Below are 14,982 nucleotides of genomic sequence, written 5' to 3'. Positions count from 1 at the left end.
TTCTTTTTTAGGCGTTCGCAACTGAAATATTACGATACCATCCTTACGTATTGCCGTTTATCTTCATCCTGTATAACCACTCCAAGCTTTGCCAGGTCTTTGCGCAGAATTTTTGCTTCTTCATGTTTATTATCCAGTAAAGCTCGTTCTCTGGCTAAAAGTAGCGTATTGATATGCGAGGGAAAATCGGGGTGATCCGCAACCCAGCGTTGATACTCATTCTTAAAAGGATCTTCGTCTGCCCATTTATAGCCGTGATGTTTAAAAGCACTTTCTGCAAGGGCTCTCTTTGATTCAAGTTGTTCACGGTACAATTCAGTACCCTTATGATCAAGAACAACAAGATCCTTATTCTCAAGATAAACTGCAGAAATGTCTTTTTTCTCAATCACTTCTTCTTTCTCTTTAAACAACAGCTTCACATTTTGATCAGAGATGAACACCTGAAGAATTTCAGTGAAAATATATTGTGAAAAAAATAGGCCGGCAACGATTCCGATAACTGCAGCGATAATTGAAACCCAGAAATTGTTTAGTGATGTGATAAATTCCAAAGGCCCTTTAAAAGGAACGATTGGAATGGTCAATACCCAATCGGCTATAACAGGCAAAAACCATCCAAGAACAGCTCCTAAAACCGGTGGAATGATCCAATATAAGGTTTTCTCTATTTTAGATAATCCAATAATCGTTTCCTGATTCAAAATCTTTCACTGCCTTTCATCACATGACTGACTGCTGTTTCCCATATTTTTTTATAATCCATCTCGATTCCTAAAATCATAAAGTTACCCAAATTATCAATGATCAGGGCAAGGGAGTGTGCATTCACTTTGGTGTTTTTAGAAGAGATGACACCGAGTTCGACACCGTAAGAAAGCAAAGCTTCAAAACCTTCTAAGAATTGTTCCATGATAGATTTAAGCTTTTTCTCATACCTTGGTTTTTGTGCTGCACTTAAAACAAACTCGTGTACCACTTTTAAAGCAGGAGAGTTATGTTTATACTCTTCAAAATAGCGTATGCCGTCTGTTATTAATCGTTTTTTAAAGTTCTCCTTCGTGTACTCATTGCTTGAAAAAAATTCAGAGAAATTGTGATCATCAAATACAATGTGAAATAGATAATCCACCAGCTCTTCTTTAGAAGGGAAATAATAGTAAATAGCCGGTTTAGAAATGCCGACTTCCGATGCAATCATTGAAAGGCTCGTGCCTTTTAGGCCGTGTTGGGCAATAAGAGTAAATGCTGCTTCAACAATCGCATCTTGGGTGTTCATTTTCTTTTTCATTGAAATCATCCTTAGCATAATCTGTATATTTATTTTACTTACCGATAGGTAAAAAAGCAACTGTAATTTATGCTTTACATATTCTGTATTAACAGATGCTCCGTTTCAAAAGGATTAAAGCTTCTTTCACCTACTCTTGCCATCACCCTTGCTGCCTTCAAAGGATTTATAAGCCGCAAAGCATATTTAGTATTGAGAAACGTATAATCGTTGGTATATCAAAGTTTATAGGATGTTTATGTTCGGAGTCTAAAAATATTTTATTCATATATCATAATGTCTTCACAACAAGGGGTGTTTGAATGACAAGGGCATGGTGGAAAGAGGCTGTCATATATCAAGTGTATCCGCGCAGTTTTATGGATTCGAACGGGGATGGCATCGGAGATATCAACGGGATCAGAGAGAAGCTTCCGTATATCAGGGAGCTCGGGGCAGATGCCATTTGGATTTGTCCGGTCTTTGATTCTCCCAATGCCGATAACGGTTATGACATCAGGGATTATCAAAGCATTATGCCGGAATTTGGCACGATGGACGACTTTGACGCTCTGCTGACTGAAGCGCATCAGCTCGGAATGAAACTGATCATCGATCTCGTCATCAATCATACGAGCGATGAACATCCATGGTTTATCGAATCAAGGGCAGAGCGGAATTCCGGGAAGCGGGACTGGTATATTTGGCAAGACGGAAAGGACGGGAGCGAACCGAACAACTGGGAAAGCATATTCGGCGGCTCAGCCTGGACTTATGACGAAAAAACAGAGCAATATTATCTGCACCTGTTTCACGAAAAGCAACCGGATCTGAATTGGGAAAACAGTGACATGCGAAGCGCTCTTTATGACATGATCAACTGGTGGCTTCAAAAAGGAATCGACGGGTTCAGGGTTGACGCGATTTCACACATTAAGAAAAAAGAAGGACTTCCGGATCTGCCGAATCCCGAAGGGCTCTCTTTTGTGCCTTCATTTGCTTATCATATGAATGTCGACGGGATTATAGCGTTATTGCAGGAACTAAAAGAAAATACGTTCGCCGGGTATCCCCATATCATGACAGTCGGCGAAGCAAACGGTGTCAGCGCTGAAGAAGCGGAGGACTGGGTTGGAGAATCAAACGGGATATTCAGCATGATTTTCCAATTTGAACACCTCGGTCTTTGGGGGATTGAAGGCGGAGAACTCGATCTCCCCGAACTCAAGCGGATATTGTCAAACTGGCAATCGGCTCTTGAGGGGAAAGGGTGGAACGCGCTTTTTATCGAAAATCATGATCAACCCCGGGCCGTTTCAGTCTGGGGAGATGACGGGAAATACAGAGTAGACAGCGCCAAGGCCTTAGCTGCGATGTATTTTTTGATGAAAGGCACCCCGTTTATTTATCAAGGGCAGGAAATCGGAATGACAAACGCGATTTTCTTCGATATAGATGATTATGATGACGTATCGATTAAAAATGATTACCGGATTCAAAAAGAAAAGGGCCGCTCACACGAAGACATCATGAAGGCGGTTTGGAAAAAGAGCAGGGATCACACCCGCACGCCGATGCAATGGACGGATCGGCCAAATGCCGGCTTTACTAAAGGAGAACCGTGGCTCTGCATGAACGAAAATTACAAGCTGATCAATACAGTTCATCAGCAGCATGACCCCCGGTCAGTCTATCATTTTTATAAACGGTTGATCGCGATCAGAAAGCGGTATGACGTCTTCATCGACGGATCATATGAACTGCTCTTGCCTGAGGACCGGCAGATTTTCGCATACTTGCGAAAGCTTCGGGAAGAAACGGCCATCGTGATCGTCAACCTTAGCGCGCGCCAGGCGTTTTACCATCATCCCGCATACCCGTTATGTACGGACGGACTGCTGCTGTCAAATGCTGATATCAACGCGCACAAGCACCTTACATCTTTTGTGATGAAGCCTTATGAGGCGCGCGTTTACATGATCAGACAGGAAATCGGCGATTTATAACGAATAGAGAAAGGGTGCCAGGAAAGGAGCGGATTCGTATGTTGAAAAAAATACAGATTCAAACAAACCGGCGCGATGAAATGCTTGATATTACAAATGACGTCCAAAGATTCATTTCAGAAAATGGCGTTTCCAGCGGCACTGTTATTGTCTACTGTCCGCATACAACGGCAGGCATTACGATTAATGAAAATGCCGACCCCGATGTCAAACGCGATATGCTGAGACGGTTCGATGAAGTGTATCCGTGGGAACATGAGCTTGACCGCCATATGGAAGGGAATACTGCGGCGCATTTGAAAGCGAGCACGGTCGGGACATCGCAACATATGATCATTGAAGGGGGCAGGCTTGTCCTCGGGACTTGGCAGGGCATATATTTTTGCGAGTTCGACGGCCCGAGGCACCGGACATGCTATTTTAAAATCACAGCCGATTGAAAGGAGAAAATAAAATGAATCAGTTCATGGAACGTCTCTCTTTATCAAAGCCTGTGATCCAGGCGCCGATGGCGGGTGGACCGACAACACCAAGGCTCGCCGCCGCCGTATCAGATTGCGGCGGCTTAGGCAGCCTTGCATCCGGCTATTTGACGCCGGAAGTTCTTCAACAACAGATTCTGGAGACTAAAAAGCTGACATCAGCCGGATTTCAAGTCAACCTCTTCATTCCGGAAAAACGGGAAAACGTCAGACGGGAAGAATATGAAGGGTGGAAAGAGAAGATACCTTATGCACGTTCGGCTTCACCTGTGCCAGAAGAGAAACACGATTGGGACGATTTTTACGAGAAAATCGAAATCATTTTAAGGGAAGGGGTCAGCGCCGTTTCATTTACGTTTGGCCCGCCGCCGACCGATGCCGTCAAAGAACTGAAAGACCGAAACTGCTGTTTAATGGGCACCGCCGTTTCGGTTGAAGAAGCCTTGATGCTCGAAGAATTGGGGATGGATGTCATCGTTGTTCAAGGAAGTGAAGCTGGCGGCCACAGGGGTGCCTTTTTGAAAACGAAGGGAGAACCCGCTGTCGGCTCGATGGCTTTAATTCCCCAAGCGGCAGATCATGTGTCGGTTCCGATTATTGCAGCGGGCGGCATTTTTGACAAAAGAGGTGTTGCGGCAGCTTTTGCCCTCGGCGCACAGGGCGTTCAAATCGGCACCGCTTTTTTGACGTGCGAAGAAAGCGGAACACACCCTGCATACAAACAAAAATTGCTCGAAGCGGTTGAAACAGACACAAGGCTGACCCGTTTGTTCTCAGGGAAGCCGGCAAGAGGCATCGTCAATCAATGGATGGAAGACAGGCGCCCGGACGAAGCTGAAGCGCTGCCTTATCCTCTGCAAAATACGCTGACGCAGCCGATGAGAAAACAGGCGAAGCTTGAAGGGAATTCGGACGGCATGTCATTGTGGTCCGGACAGGGCGTGCGGGCCTCCGTCCGGCTAACGACGGTGAAGGAGCTGATGGATCAGCTTGCGCCTGCCGATGTGCTATCTGATCATTTGTATTAATGCAGGAATATCAACCCGTGTCACTTGAGAAAGCAGATAGGCGGACGTCTGTGCATGAGGCTTTCTCAGCCCGTTCAGTTTTTCAATGATCGTTTCGCCACTTAAGATCCCCAGACCGTGTGCCGCATAGAGATTATTTTCAAGTAAAATAGCGTTTTCTCCGCGCCACTGCGGTCTTTCGGGATCGAATTCAGGGTTCTTGAAATACAGGCAGTCTCCCGGAAGGTAGTCGTTCCCCTTATCCGTATAGATCGGCAGCCGCTCATAATGCCAATCGTATAAAATGATTCTTTGATAATTCCGGTCAAATGTCTGATCGCCGATCGTTTTGAGGAGCGCCATATAAAAAATGATGACAATCGCAGTTGCGCACTCAAAAGCATAAAGAGAGCCGCTTTCAAAAATATTTCGAATCGCCTTTGAAGCCGGCGCTCTGTACTTCAACTCCAAAGCCCCCTCAGGCGTCACCCTCCAAAACTCTTCATTCCCGTATGTCTTTGAAAAGGTGGCAAACTTTGCTCCGCTGTTGATCAGCTCTCTGGCTGATTCGACGGTATGCACTCTGAATCTCAGCTCAAATAACAGTTCTGAGATTGAACCGTATCTATATCTGGACGGCATGGCCAGCATCCGGTTGGCAATGTCTCTTTGCGTCTGACTGACATTCAGTTTTTCGATATCCTCAGGACGGAGCCAGTAGCCCGAAACACTTATCATAGGATACACCCTTTTCCCTTTTTTATTAGCGTATGCCTGATGCTTGGGCAGGAAAACGGTCTAATTTTCCGCTTTTTTTACTTAAAAAATAGACCCCGTCTCCGATAAAAGTAGAGAAAGGGGAATCACACATGAAAAAGCTTTTAAATTGGATGAAACGGCCTTCTATTTCTAAAAAATTAATTTTTTCATTTATATTCATTTTAACAATTCCGATCTTGGTTCTTTCGGCTACTTCATATTTTACGGCCAGCAGCACGCTTGAGGATGAGATTTTGAGAAGTGCGAAAGACAATATCGATGAACTGAACGACATCATTCAGCAAGATATCGGCAGCAAGGAGACTTCTATTGCGTATTTCAGCGAATGGATTGATCAAAAAGCGTACAAAGAGAAAGGGCAGACCGCCATTAAACAGCGGTTTGAGCAATTTGCAAAACAAAATCCCGACGTCGAACTCGTATTCACCGGTTCGGAGGATAGCGTTTACGCACAATATCCGAATGCTCCATTGCCTGACGGGTATGACCCGGTAGAACGCGACTGGTACAAACAGGCTGTCCAGGAAAAAGGGAAAACGATTGTAACTGAACCTTATGAGTCTGCATCAACAGGCCATATGGTCGTCACGATCGCCAAGCAGAACAAAGACGGATCAGGCGTAGTCGCCCTTGACTTAAACATTGACAAGCTGATCAAATCGGCAAACAGCATCAGCATCGGAAAAACCGGCTATGCATTCATCATCGGCGAAGGGAAAACGTATGTCGCCCATCCGAAAATGAAAGCCGGCACAGAAGCAGAAGCCGATCTGACAGAGCAGATGTTCAGCAAAGAGAGCGGCTTGTTCACATTTAATGAAAAAGGCAAAGAAAAGAAAACGGTCTTCACGACCAATAAACTAACAGGCTGGAAAATCGGCGGAGAGATGAATACAGCAGAGATTAAAGACGCTGCACAGCCTGTGCTTCACATGGCAGTCATGACATTGGCAGGCGCGATTATTCTGGGCGGCATTCTTGTTTACTTTATCGTCCGCGCGATCAGCAAGCCTTTAAATCAACTCGTCTCTTCTGCAAAAAGCATCAGTGAAGGAGATCTGACACAAAAAATCGATGTCCGCTCCAGAGACGAATTCGGACAGCTGGGCGCAAGCTTCAACGAAATGGCTGACTCATTGCGTTCGCTGATCAGCACAATTCAGGAATCGGTCGACAATGTGGCATCTTCATCAGAGCAGCTGACGGCAAGCGCCGACCAGACAAGTAAAGCGACGGAGCACATTACATTAGCCATCGAGCGGTTCTCAAGCGGCGCTGAAAGTCAAAATGAAAAAGTCGAAGCGAGCTCCCAGCGGCTCAGCCAAATGAATGACAAGCTGAATGAAATCGCAGGCGTATCGGAATCGATTACAGAATCCTCGGGTAAATCGACGGAAATTGCCGAAACAGGCGGAGAGCTCGTCCAACAAACCGTCGGGCAGATGAATTCGATCAACAAGTCCGTCAGACAGGCCGAACAGGTTGTCAAAGGGCTAGAAGCGAAATCGAAAGATATCACCGCGATCCTGCGCGTCATAAACGGAATCGCTGATCAAACGAATTTACTGGCGCTGAACGCCGCCATCGAGGCAGCGCGGGCCGGCGAATCAGGCAGAGGATTCTCGGTTGTCGCTGAAGAAGTCAGAAAGCTTGCGGCCCAATCAGCAGGATCGGCAAAAGAAATCGAAGAGTTGATTCAGGATATCGTCAAGGAAATCGAACATTCGCTCAACATGTTCAAATCGGTCAACCAAGAAGTACAGTCAGGGCTCGAAATTACGGAAGAAACGGAAACGAGTTTTAAACATATTTACGACATGACGAACGAAATCGCAGGCAAGCTGCAGACGATGAACGCCGCCGTAGAGCATTTGTCAACAGGTTCTCACGAAATATCCGACGCGGTCGAAGAGATCGCCGACGTATCGCGTGAAAGCTCTGCCGGCATTCAAGACATCGCTGCTTCAGCGGAAGAACAGCTGGCTTCAATGGAAGAAATCAGCTCATCCGCTGCGACGCTCGAACAAATGGCTGAAGAACTGCGCGACTTAACGAAAAAGTTTAAAATTTGATGAAAAGAGGCTGCTGGTCAGCCTCTTTTTTAAGCTCTTTTTTAAGAATCTTCAGAAATACTTTTTAAAGTTTTTTAATATGCAAAAGTAAATGAAAGCTCCGATATTAGTTTCATAATCTAGAAGCTAAAGGAGTTATATCAAATGAAAAAGGTATTGGACTGGCTTAAACGTCCGTCTATCTCAAAAAGGCTGTTTTTCAGCTTTATATTGGTTTTAACTTTGCCGATTTTGGCCTTATCCTATAGTGCGTACCAAACGGCGGGAAGCTCTCTTGAAACGGAAATCATGAGAAGCGCGCGCGATAATGTCGAACAGCTGAATGAGATCATAGACCAGAATATCGGAAAGAAAGAGCAGGCCGTCTCTTTTTTCAGCGGCTGGGTGAATGAAAAGCTTTATCAAGAAAAAGGGAACGCATCACTTGTCGAGAGATTCGAGCAGTACGCCAAGCTGAACCAGGATGTGGAAGCGATCTACACAGGTTCAAAAGACGGCAAGTTCATCCGCTATCCCGCTGAAAAAATGGCGAAAGATTATAACCCGGCGGATAGGGACTGGTATAAGCAAGCCGTTGAAAATAAAGGAAAAGTGATCATCACAAACCCTTATAAAACGGCGTCAACCGGAACGATGGTCGTTACGATTGCAAAGCAGACGGAGGACGGCTCAGGGGTTGTTGCCGTTAACATGAAAATCGATGAACTTATCAAAGCGACAGAACGCGTCAACATCGGAAAAAGCGGCTTTGCGTTTATCTCAAGCAATGATAAAAAATATGTCGCTCATCCGAAGATCGAAGCCGGAACCGAAGGCAAAGGCGACTGGGTTACAAAAATGTACGGCAGTGAAAAAGGTGATTTTCAATATACATTTGAAGGAAAAGAAAAGAGAATGGCCTTTACGACGAACAAGCTGACCGGCTGGAAAATCGGCGGAACGATGTTCACGGATGAGATATCAGAGGCTGCTCAGCCTGTCTTCCACATGGCGATCATCATTTTGGCAGCCGCGATCGTGCTCGGCGGGATTCTCATCTACTTCATTATCCGCGGAATCAGCAAGCCGTTAAGCGAGCTCGTGTCATCCGCAAAGAGCATCAGCGGCGGCGACTTGACACAAAAAATCGCAGTCCGTTCAAAAGACGAATTCGGTCAGCTCGGTACAAGCTTTAATGAAATGGCCGAATCGCTGCGCTCTTTAATCAGCGTCATTCAATCATCAGTTGACAATGTAGCTTCTTCATCTGAAGAGCTTCATGCCAGCGCAGAGCAGACAAGCAAAGCGACTGAGCATATTACAATGGCCATTGAACAGTTTTCTGACGGTAATGAAAGCCAGAAAGAAAAAGTCGAAGCAAGCTCGCATCAGCTGAATGAAATGAACGACGGGTTATATGACATGTCAAAAACTTCAGCCGCGATTACTGATGCGTCGCTGAAATCGACTGAGATTGCAGGCAAAGGGGAAGAGCTTGTTCAAAAGACGGTCGGCCAAATGAACTCGATCGATCGGTCTGTCAAGCAAGCGGAAGCGGTCGTCAAAGGGCTCGAAGCCAAATCAAAAGACATCACAAGCATTTTGCGTGTGATTAACGGAATCGCCGATCAAACGAATCTGCTCGCGCTCAATGCAGCGATCGAAGCGGCAAGGGCCGGGGAATCGGGCCGCGGCTTCTCGGTAGTGGCTGAAGAAGTCAGGAAGCTCGCCGCACAATCCGCCGGTTCGGCGAAGGAAATTGAACATTTAATTCAGGAAATCGTCAAGGAAATCGACAACTCTCTGAACATGTTCAAATCGGTCAATCATGAAGTACAGTCAGGACTTCGAATCACAGATGAAACAGAGACAAGCTTCAAAACGATTTACGATATGACCAATGATATCGCAGGCAAGCTGCAGACGATGAATGCCGCTGTCGAACAATTGACGCAAGGTTCCCGCCAAGTCGCGGGCGCGGTCGAAGAAATCGCTGATGTATCGAAAGAAAGTTCGGCAAGCATTCAGGACATCGCCGCTTCAGCCGAGGAACAGCTCGCTTCTATGGAAGAGATCAGCGCATCTTCCACCACATTGGCGGAGCTGGCTGAAGAACTGCGTGATTTAACACGGAAATTTAAGATTGAATAGCTTTAAAACATCCGGTTTTCCTCCGGATGTTTTTTTAGTTATTTTAGACTATAAAAAGTTATAAAACGCGTATAAAAACTTTTAAAAGAATCCGATATTAGAAATATAACAGAAAAGAGGAGTCAACAATTCTATGGCAAATATTATAAATTGGGTGAAACGTCCCTCCATTGCAAAGAAATTAATTCTTTCATTCTTGCTTATTTTAACCGTTCCAATCATCGTCCTCTCCTATAGCGCGTATCAAACGGCAAGCAGTACGCTTGACGGAGAAATCATGGACAATGCGCGCGAAAACGTTAATCAGCTGAACGAAATCATCAATCAGAATATCAGCCAGAAAACAAATGCCATGTCCTATTTCAGCGGGTTCATTAAAGAAAACTCTTTTAAAGGAAAAGAAAGTGACGCTTTAAAAGTGAAATTCGAACAGTTCGCCAAGCTCCATCCCGATGTGGAAGGGATCTTTACCGGATCAAAGGACGGAAAGTTCATCCGCTACCCGGATCAGGAAATGCCGAGCGGATATAATCCGGTAGAGCGGGACTGGTATAAAAAAGCCGCCGAACACAAGGGCGAAGTCATTATTACAGACCCTTACAAAACGGCGTCAACCGGAACGATGGTTATCACCATCGCCAAGATGCATGAAGACGGATCCGGCGTGGTCGCCGTCAATATGAAAATCGAAGAGCTCATTAAAGCGACAGAACGCGTGACCATCGGGAAAAAAGGCTTTGCCTTTATCACCAGCGCCGATAAAAAGTTTGTCGCCCACCCGAAACATGATGCGGGCTCAGACATCGAAGGCAGCTGGGTTGAAAAAGTATACGCCAATGACAAAGGAACAATCAAATATACGTCTGACGGCGAAAAGCAGATGGCATTCGCGACCAATAAACTGACCGGCTGGAAAATCGGCGGAACCATGTATATCACTGAACTAAAAGAAGCGTCACAGCCTGTGTTGAATGCAGCTTTGATTACGTTGGGCGTCAGCATCATCATCGGTGTGCTTCTGATGATTTTCATCATCAGGTCGATCACAGGTCCGCTCCGCGAACTCGTTTCCTCTGCGAAAAGCATCAGCGGAGGCGACTTGACGCAAAAAATCACTGTCCGTTCAAAAGATGAAATCGGACAGCTCGGATCAAGCTTCAACGAAATGGCCGAATCGCTGAGCTCTTTAATCAGCGTCATTCAGACATCAGTTGAAAACGTCGCTTCTTCGTCAGAGCAGCTGACCGCGAGCGCGGATCAGACAAGCAAGGCGACAGAACATATTACATCTGCGATCGAACAATTTTCAAACGGAAACGAAAGCCAAAACGAGAAAGTGGAAGTCAGTGCACAGCAGCTGGCTGACATGAACAGCCAATTGCATGAAATGTCCAAAGTTTCAGCATCGATTACAGAATCATCCATTCAATCGACAGACATTGCCGGTACAGGCGGAGAGCTTGTTCAAAAAACGGTCGGACAAATGAATTCCATCGATCATTCCGTTAAACAGGCAGAATCCGTCGTGAAAGGACTTGAAAGCAAGTCAAAAGACATTACGGCAATCCTGCGGGTGATCAACGGCATCGCAGATCAGACGAATTTGCTCGCGTTGAACGCTGCAATTGAAGCCGCAAGAGCCGGTGAAGCCGGGAGAGGGTTTTCAGTAGTGGCTGAAGAAGTGCGCAAACTGGCTGAGCAATCCGCCTCATCGGCAAAAGAAATCGAAGCGCTCATTCAGGAAATCGTCAATGAGATCGGAAAGTCGCTGGACATGTTCCAGGACGTCAACCGTGAAGTACAGTCGGGACTTACCATCACAGACGAAACAGATACAAGCTTTAAGCAGATTTATGACATGACAAACGAAATCGCGGGCAAGCTGCAGACGATGAATGCGGCAGTTGAAGAGCTGTCAGAAGGGTCACAGCATGTCGCGGGAGCGGTTGAAGAAATTGCAGACGTATCGCGTGAAAGCTCAGGAAGCATTCAAGACATCGCCGCTTCGGCTGAAGAACAGCTCGCTTCAATGGAAGAAATCAGTTCTTCTGCGGCTACGCTTGAACAAATGGCTGAAGAACTGCGCGATTTGACGAAAAAATTTAAGATTGACTAAACATCAGGCTGCCGGCGATCCGGTAGCCTTTTACGCGGGAAAAGCATTTTTAAAAAGGGACGGGGAAGGGGATAAATAGGTTTAAACAGACTGTCATCTATCGTACACTGGTTGTACAGGAGGGATAAATCATGCGACTGGAAGGCAAGAAAGTGATCGCGCTTGTCAGCGATGACTTCGAAGATTTAGAACTGTGGTATCCAGTTTTAAGGCTGAGAGAAGAAGGCGCGATCGTACACCTCATTGGTGAAAAAGCGGATCATGAATATAAGGGCAAATACGGCGTACCTGCTGTCTCTGATTATGAGCTGAAAAGTGTGAATATTGAGGAATACGACGCAGTTCTGGTTCCGGGAGGCTGGGCGCCTGACAAGCTCAGAAGATATCCCGAGGTACTGGAGATGATTCGGTGGTTCAACGAAAGGAAGAAGCCTATCGGGCAAATCTGCCATGCCGGCTGGGTGCTGATTTCCGCAGGAATATTGGAAGGCAGGAAGGTCACAAGCACACCTGGGATCAAAGACGATATGGAAAATGCCGGAGCGGTATGGGTAAATGAAGCAGCGGTCGTCGACGGTCATATCGTGTCAAGCCGCCGCCCGCCGGACCTGCCGATCTATGTCAAAGCCTTTGCCGATCTTTTGGCGCAATCCTAAAACAAATGAGCCGCCCGTTCATTCGAATCGAGGCGGCTCATTTTTTATTTTTGATCAGCGGGGAAAACGAGACCGATCTGTTTGCGGGCTTCATCCATGACAGCCAAGGTGTTGATAGAGCGTTCAAATGTGTTGAGCGAAGACTCGATCCGCCCTTGTTTAATTAAATGAATGAATTCCTCTGTTTCATAAAACATGGCCGGTTTGTCATCCGGCAGCGTAAGATGTTCAACCCGTCCGTCCCGATAGCGGATGTCGACTTTTTCAGGTCGGTGGATTTTATCAATGACGATAGAGCCTTCCTCCCCTTGAATTTCAGCAGGAGTGAAGGAATTGGAGATTTTCGAGTGCATCAAAACAGCTTCATGCTCCTTGTATTTTAACAGCACTGTTCCTTCACCGTCCGCCCCCGACTCAAGGATCAGCCCGTTTGCTTTTACTTCGAGGGGCTTGCCGAACAGGACGATCGCGGGATGGACGCAATAGACGCCGATATCCATCAGGGAACCGTTCGATAAAGCCGGGTTAAATGCGTTTAAGATGGTTCCGTTTCTATAGGCGTCATAGCGGGAAGAGTATTGACAGTAGCTGGCTGTAAAACGGCGGACTTTGCCGATTTTGTGCAGGTTGCGTTCGATGTTTTTAAAATTCGGAAGAAATGTCGTTTTCATCGCTTCCATAAATGTCACGCGGTGTTCCTGCGCTGTTTTTACCATTTCTTCCGCTTCTTTGACATGGGACGCAAGCGGTTTTTCGCACAGGACGTGCTTTCCGCTTTTCATGAATGTGACGGCCTGTTCTTTATGTAAAGAGTTGGGACTTGCGATATATACCGCATCAATAACATCGCTCTCAGCCATTTCGCTGATATCGGTAAAAACCGCCTCGGCCCCGTATTTTTGCGCGAATTCACGTCCGCGCTCCCCGCTCCTTGAATATACCGCGGTTAATTGAAAATCGCCGACCAAACGGGCCGCTTCAAGAAACCGGTCGGTGATCCAATTTGTTCCGACTACCCCGAACCGTATCATGCTATTTTCCCCTTTCGCTGTAGGATATGTTTATTATACAGTGTTTTCTTTTGCCGGCGAAAGACAAAAAGCCGGAAGCACCGGCGTATATGTATATCATCAATAAACATTTGCAAGCGGAAAAAAAGACCAATAGCAATGGTTTTATTTTTAGTATGAGGAGTAATAGTGTACAATTTAATGTATAAAACCAACGTTAATGGAGGATCGCCATGGACTCTTTGAATATGTGGGGCGGCAGATTTAAGAAGTTTTTTTTAGACAATAAATTCGTTTTGTTTCTGCTCGTTCTGCTCTTGATCGGATTGAACATCCTTGTATTTACAAAAGCATCGTTTATTTTCACGCCTTTCATCGTTCTTGTGGAAACCATCGCCCTGCCTGTCGTGCTGACAGGTGTCGTATATTATTTGTTAAATCCGATCGTTGATTTTCTAGAGCGGAAAAATGTGAAAAGGATTTATTCGATTCTTCTTCTCTATATTGTGATCATCGGTCTGATCACGATTTCGATCGTCTCCGTTATCCCGCTGTTAAGGGAACAGATCACAAGCCTTGTCGATAATTTCCCAAGGTATGTCCACATTGTGGAAGACCAAATTAAACAGCTGATCGGAAGCCAGTTTTTTAATCAGGTCCAGCAGACGCTGAACATCAATCTGACCGATTTGGCAAGCAAATTATCCGATCAGGCCACCACTATTTTAAACAGCACATTTACCGGAGTGGGAACGTTCATAGGCGCCGTGACAGAAGTTGTGATTTCGATTGTGACCGTGCCGTTTATCCTGTTTTACTTATTGAAAGATGGTAAAAAACTGCCGCTCTTTATTTTGAAGCTCGTACCGGTCCGCTTGCGGGAACAGACGTATGTGATGATGTCCGAGATGAATCACCGGCTCAGTTCGTATATCAGGGGGCAGATCATCGTCAGCTTCTGTATCGGCTGCCTATTGTTTATCGGATATATGATCATCGGTCTTGATTACGCTTCCTTATTGGCCCTTGTGGCGGCGTGTACGAGCATCGTTCCGTATCTCGGACCGACGATTGCGATCACGCCGGCAATCATTATTGCCCTGGTTACTTCCCCGTTTATGCTTGTGAAGCTGATCATCGTTTGGACTGTGGTACAGCTGTTTGAAGGAAAATTTATTTCGCCGCAAATTATGGGAAAAAACCTGCACATCCATCCGGTAACGATCATCTTTGTGCTGCTGACGGCAGCCAAGCTGTTCGGCGTGATCGGCGTCATTCTCGCCATCCCCGGATACGCGGTCATCAAAGTGGTGGTCACGCATTTGTTTGAATGGTTTAAACAGCGTTCACACCTTTATGAAAAAAACGAAGAAGTCTGAATCCCGCTTGCATAATCGGCTTTTAAAGGCGATATAAATAGTTTATTAGAGGACAAGTTTTATGAAGCGAAAGG

12 protein-coding genes are annotated in these 14,982 nt (G+C 45.9%); 8 read left to right on the top strand and 4 right to left on the bottom strand.

Going from position 1 to position 14,982, the window contains the following annotated elements:
• Window positions 1-29: 29 nt before the first annotated feature.
• Both M1D59_RS17105 and M1D59_RS17100 read right to left on the bottom strand, forming a co-directional pair.
• Entirely contained in the window at window positions 30-704 is a 675-nt protein-coding gene (locus tag M1D59_RS17105; protein ID WP_023856124.1) for a YqeB family protein, read from the bottom strand.
• Complete coding sequence (locus M1D59_RS17100; RefSeq protein ID WP_224066696.1) at window positions 701-1,291, bottom strand: TetR/AcrR family transcriptional regulator; 591 nt, start codon at window positions 1,289-1,291, stop codon at window positions 701-703. Before M1D59_RS17100 ends, M1D59_RS17105 begins: the two co-directional genes overlap by 4 nt.
• Before the next feature lie 302 nt (window positions 1,292-1,593).
• Between M1D59_RS17100 and M1D59_RS17095 the strand changes: the two genes are divergently transcribed.
• Genes M1D59_RS17095 through M1D59_RS17085 form a run of 3 tightly spaced genes read left to right on the top strand, consistent with a single transcriptional unit; the run spans window position 1,594 to window position 4,786 of the window.
• A complete protein-coding gene (locus M1D59_RS17095; protein WP_458117552.1) occupies window positions 1,594-3,276 on the top strand; it encodes a glycoside hydrolase family 13 protein in 1,683 nt (560 codons plus the stop codon).
• Between the two features lie 38 nt (window positions 3,277-3,314).
• Window positions 3,315-3,716, top strand: a complete 402-nt coding sequence (locus M1D59_RS17090; protein WP_096748284.1) for a secondary thiamine-phosphate synthase enzyme YjbQ — start codon at window positions 3,315-3,317, stop codon at window positions 3,714-3,716.
• Window positions 3,717-3,730: 14 nt separating this feature from the next.
• Window positions 3,731-4,786: a nitronate monooxygenase gene (locus M1D59_RS17085; RefSeq protein WP_101561528.1), complete on the top strand. Its 1,056-nt coding sequence runs from the start codon at window positions 3,731-3,733 to the stop codon at window positions 4,784-4,786.
• Here the strand turns inward: M1D59_RS17085 and M1D59_RS17080 are convergent.
• A complete protein-coding gene (locus tag M1D59_RS17080; RefSeq protein ID WP_020452748.1) occupies window positions 4,766-5,503 on the bottom strand; it encodes a protein-glutamine gamma-glutamyltransferase in 738 nt (245 codons plus the stop codon). The two genes, M1D59_RS17085 and M1D59_RS17080, sit on opposite strands and share 21 nt — an antisense overlap.
• A 131-nt stretch (window positions 5,504-5,634) precedes the next feature.
• On the opposite strand from M1D59_RS17080, the gene tlpB (M1D59_RS17075) reads away from it, so the two are divergent.
• From tlpB (M1D59_RS17075) to M1D59_RS17060, 4 genes are all read left to right on the top strand, one after another.
• Window positions 5,635-7,617, top strand: a complete 1,983-nt coding sequence (tlpB, locus tag M1D59_RS17075) for a methyl-accepting chemotaxis protein TlpB (RefSeq protein ID WP_020452747.1) — start codon at window positions 5,635-5,637, stop codon at window positions 7,615-7,617.
• 144 nt (window positions 7,618-7,761) lie between these two features.
• A complete protein-coding gene (gene tlpB, locus M1D59_RS17070) occupies window positions 7,762-9,747 on the top strand; it encodes a methyl-accepting chemotaxis protein TlpB (protein ID WP_023856119.1) in 1,986 nt (661 codons plus the stop codon).
• A 133-nt stretch (window positions 9,748-9,880) separates the two neighbouring features.
• Window positions 9,881-11,863, top strand: a complete 1,983-nt coding sequence (gene tlpB, locus M1D59_RS17065) for a methyl-accepting chemotaxis protein TlpB (RefSeq protein WP_458117551.1) — start codon at window positions 9,881-9,883, stop codon at window positions 11,861-11,863.
• A 131-nt stretch (window positions 11,864-11,994) separates the two neighbouring features.
• Window positions 11,995-12,519 (top strand): type 1 glutamine amidotransferase domain-containing protein, encoded by a 525-nt coding sequence (locus M1D59_RS17060; protein WP_025809689.1) that lies wholly within the window; start codon window positions 11,995-11,997, stop codon window positions 12,517-12,519.
• 44 nt (window positions 12,520-12,563) lie between these two features.
• Here M1D59_RS17060 and M1D59_RS17055 read toward each other — a convergent pair whose 3' ends face one another.
• Window positions 12,564-13,550 (bottom strand): Gfo/Idh/MocA family protein, encoded by a 987-nt coding sequence (locus M1D59_RS17055; protein ID WP_144498826.1) that lies wholly within the window; start codon window positions 13,548-13,550, stop codon window positions 12,564-12,566.
• A gap of 212 nt (window positions 13,551-13,762) precedes the next feature.
• On the opposite strand from M1D59_RS17055, the gene M1D59_RS17050 reads away from it, so the two are divergent.
• Window positions 13,763-14,908, top strand: coding sequence for an AI-2E family transporter (locus M1D59_RS17050; RefSeq protein ID WP_025809685.1), 1,146 nt, complete (start codon window positions 13,763-13,765; stop codon window positions 14,906-14,908).
• The last annotated feature ends 74 nt before the right edge of the window (window positions 14,909-14,982 follow it).

The sequence above is a fragment of the Bacillus sp. PK6-026 genome (genome assembly GCF_054161455.1).
Note: the sequence above shows the minus strand (reverse complement) of the source record. Positions and strands in the feature narration are given on the sequence as shown.

Excerpts from the sequence above, each read along its gene's own strand:
- M1D59_RS17100 (WP_224066696.1), bottom strand. The coding sequence starts at position 1,291 with ATGAAAAAGAAAATGAACACCCAAGATGCGATTGTTGAAGCAGCATTT.
- M1D59_RS17095 (WP_458117552.1), top strand. The coding sequence starts at position 1,594 with ATGACAAGGGCATGGTGGAAAGAGGCTGTCATATATCAAGTGTATCCG.
- M1D59_RS17090 (WP_096748284.1), top strand. The coding sequence starts at position 3,315 with ATGTTGAAAAAAATACAGATTCAAACAAACCGGCGCGATGAAATGCTT.
- M1D59_RS17085 (WP_101561528.1), top strand. The coding sequence starts at position 3,731 with ATGAATCAGTTCATGGAACGTCTCTCTTTATCAAAGCCTGTGATCCAG.
- M1D59_RS17080 (WP_020452748.1), bottom strand. The coding sequence starts at position 5,503 with ATGATAAGTGTTTCGGGCTACTGGCTCCGTCCTGAGGATATCGAAAAA.
- tlpB (WP_020452747.1), top strand. The coding sequence starts at position 5,635 with ATGAAAAAGCTTTTAAATTGGATGAAACGGCCTTCTATTTCTAAAAAA.
- tlpB (WP_023856119.1), top strand. The coding sequence starts at position 7,762 with ATGAAAAAGGTATTGGACTGGCTTAAACGTCCGTCTATCTCAAAAAGG.
- tlpB (WP_458117551.1), top strand. The coding sequence starts at position 9,881 with ATGGCAAATATTATAAATTGGGTGAAACGTCCCTCCATTGCAAAGAAA.
- M1D59_RS17060 (WP_025809689.1), top strand. The coding sequence starts at position 11,995 with ATGCGACTGGAAGGCAAGAAAGTGATCGCGCTTGTCAGCGATGACTTC.
- M1D59_RS17055 (WP_144498826.1), bottom strand. The coding sequence starts at position 13,550 with ATGATACGGTTCGGGGTAGTCGGAACAAATTGGATCACCGACCGGTTT.
- M1D59_RS17050 (WP_025809685.1), top strand. The coding sequence starts at position 13,763 with ATGGACTCTTTGAATATGTGGGGCGGCAGATTTAAGAAGTTTTTTTTA.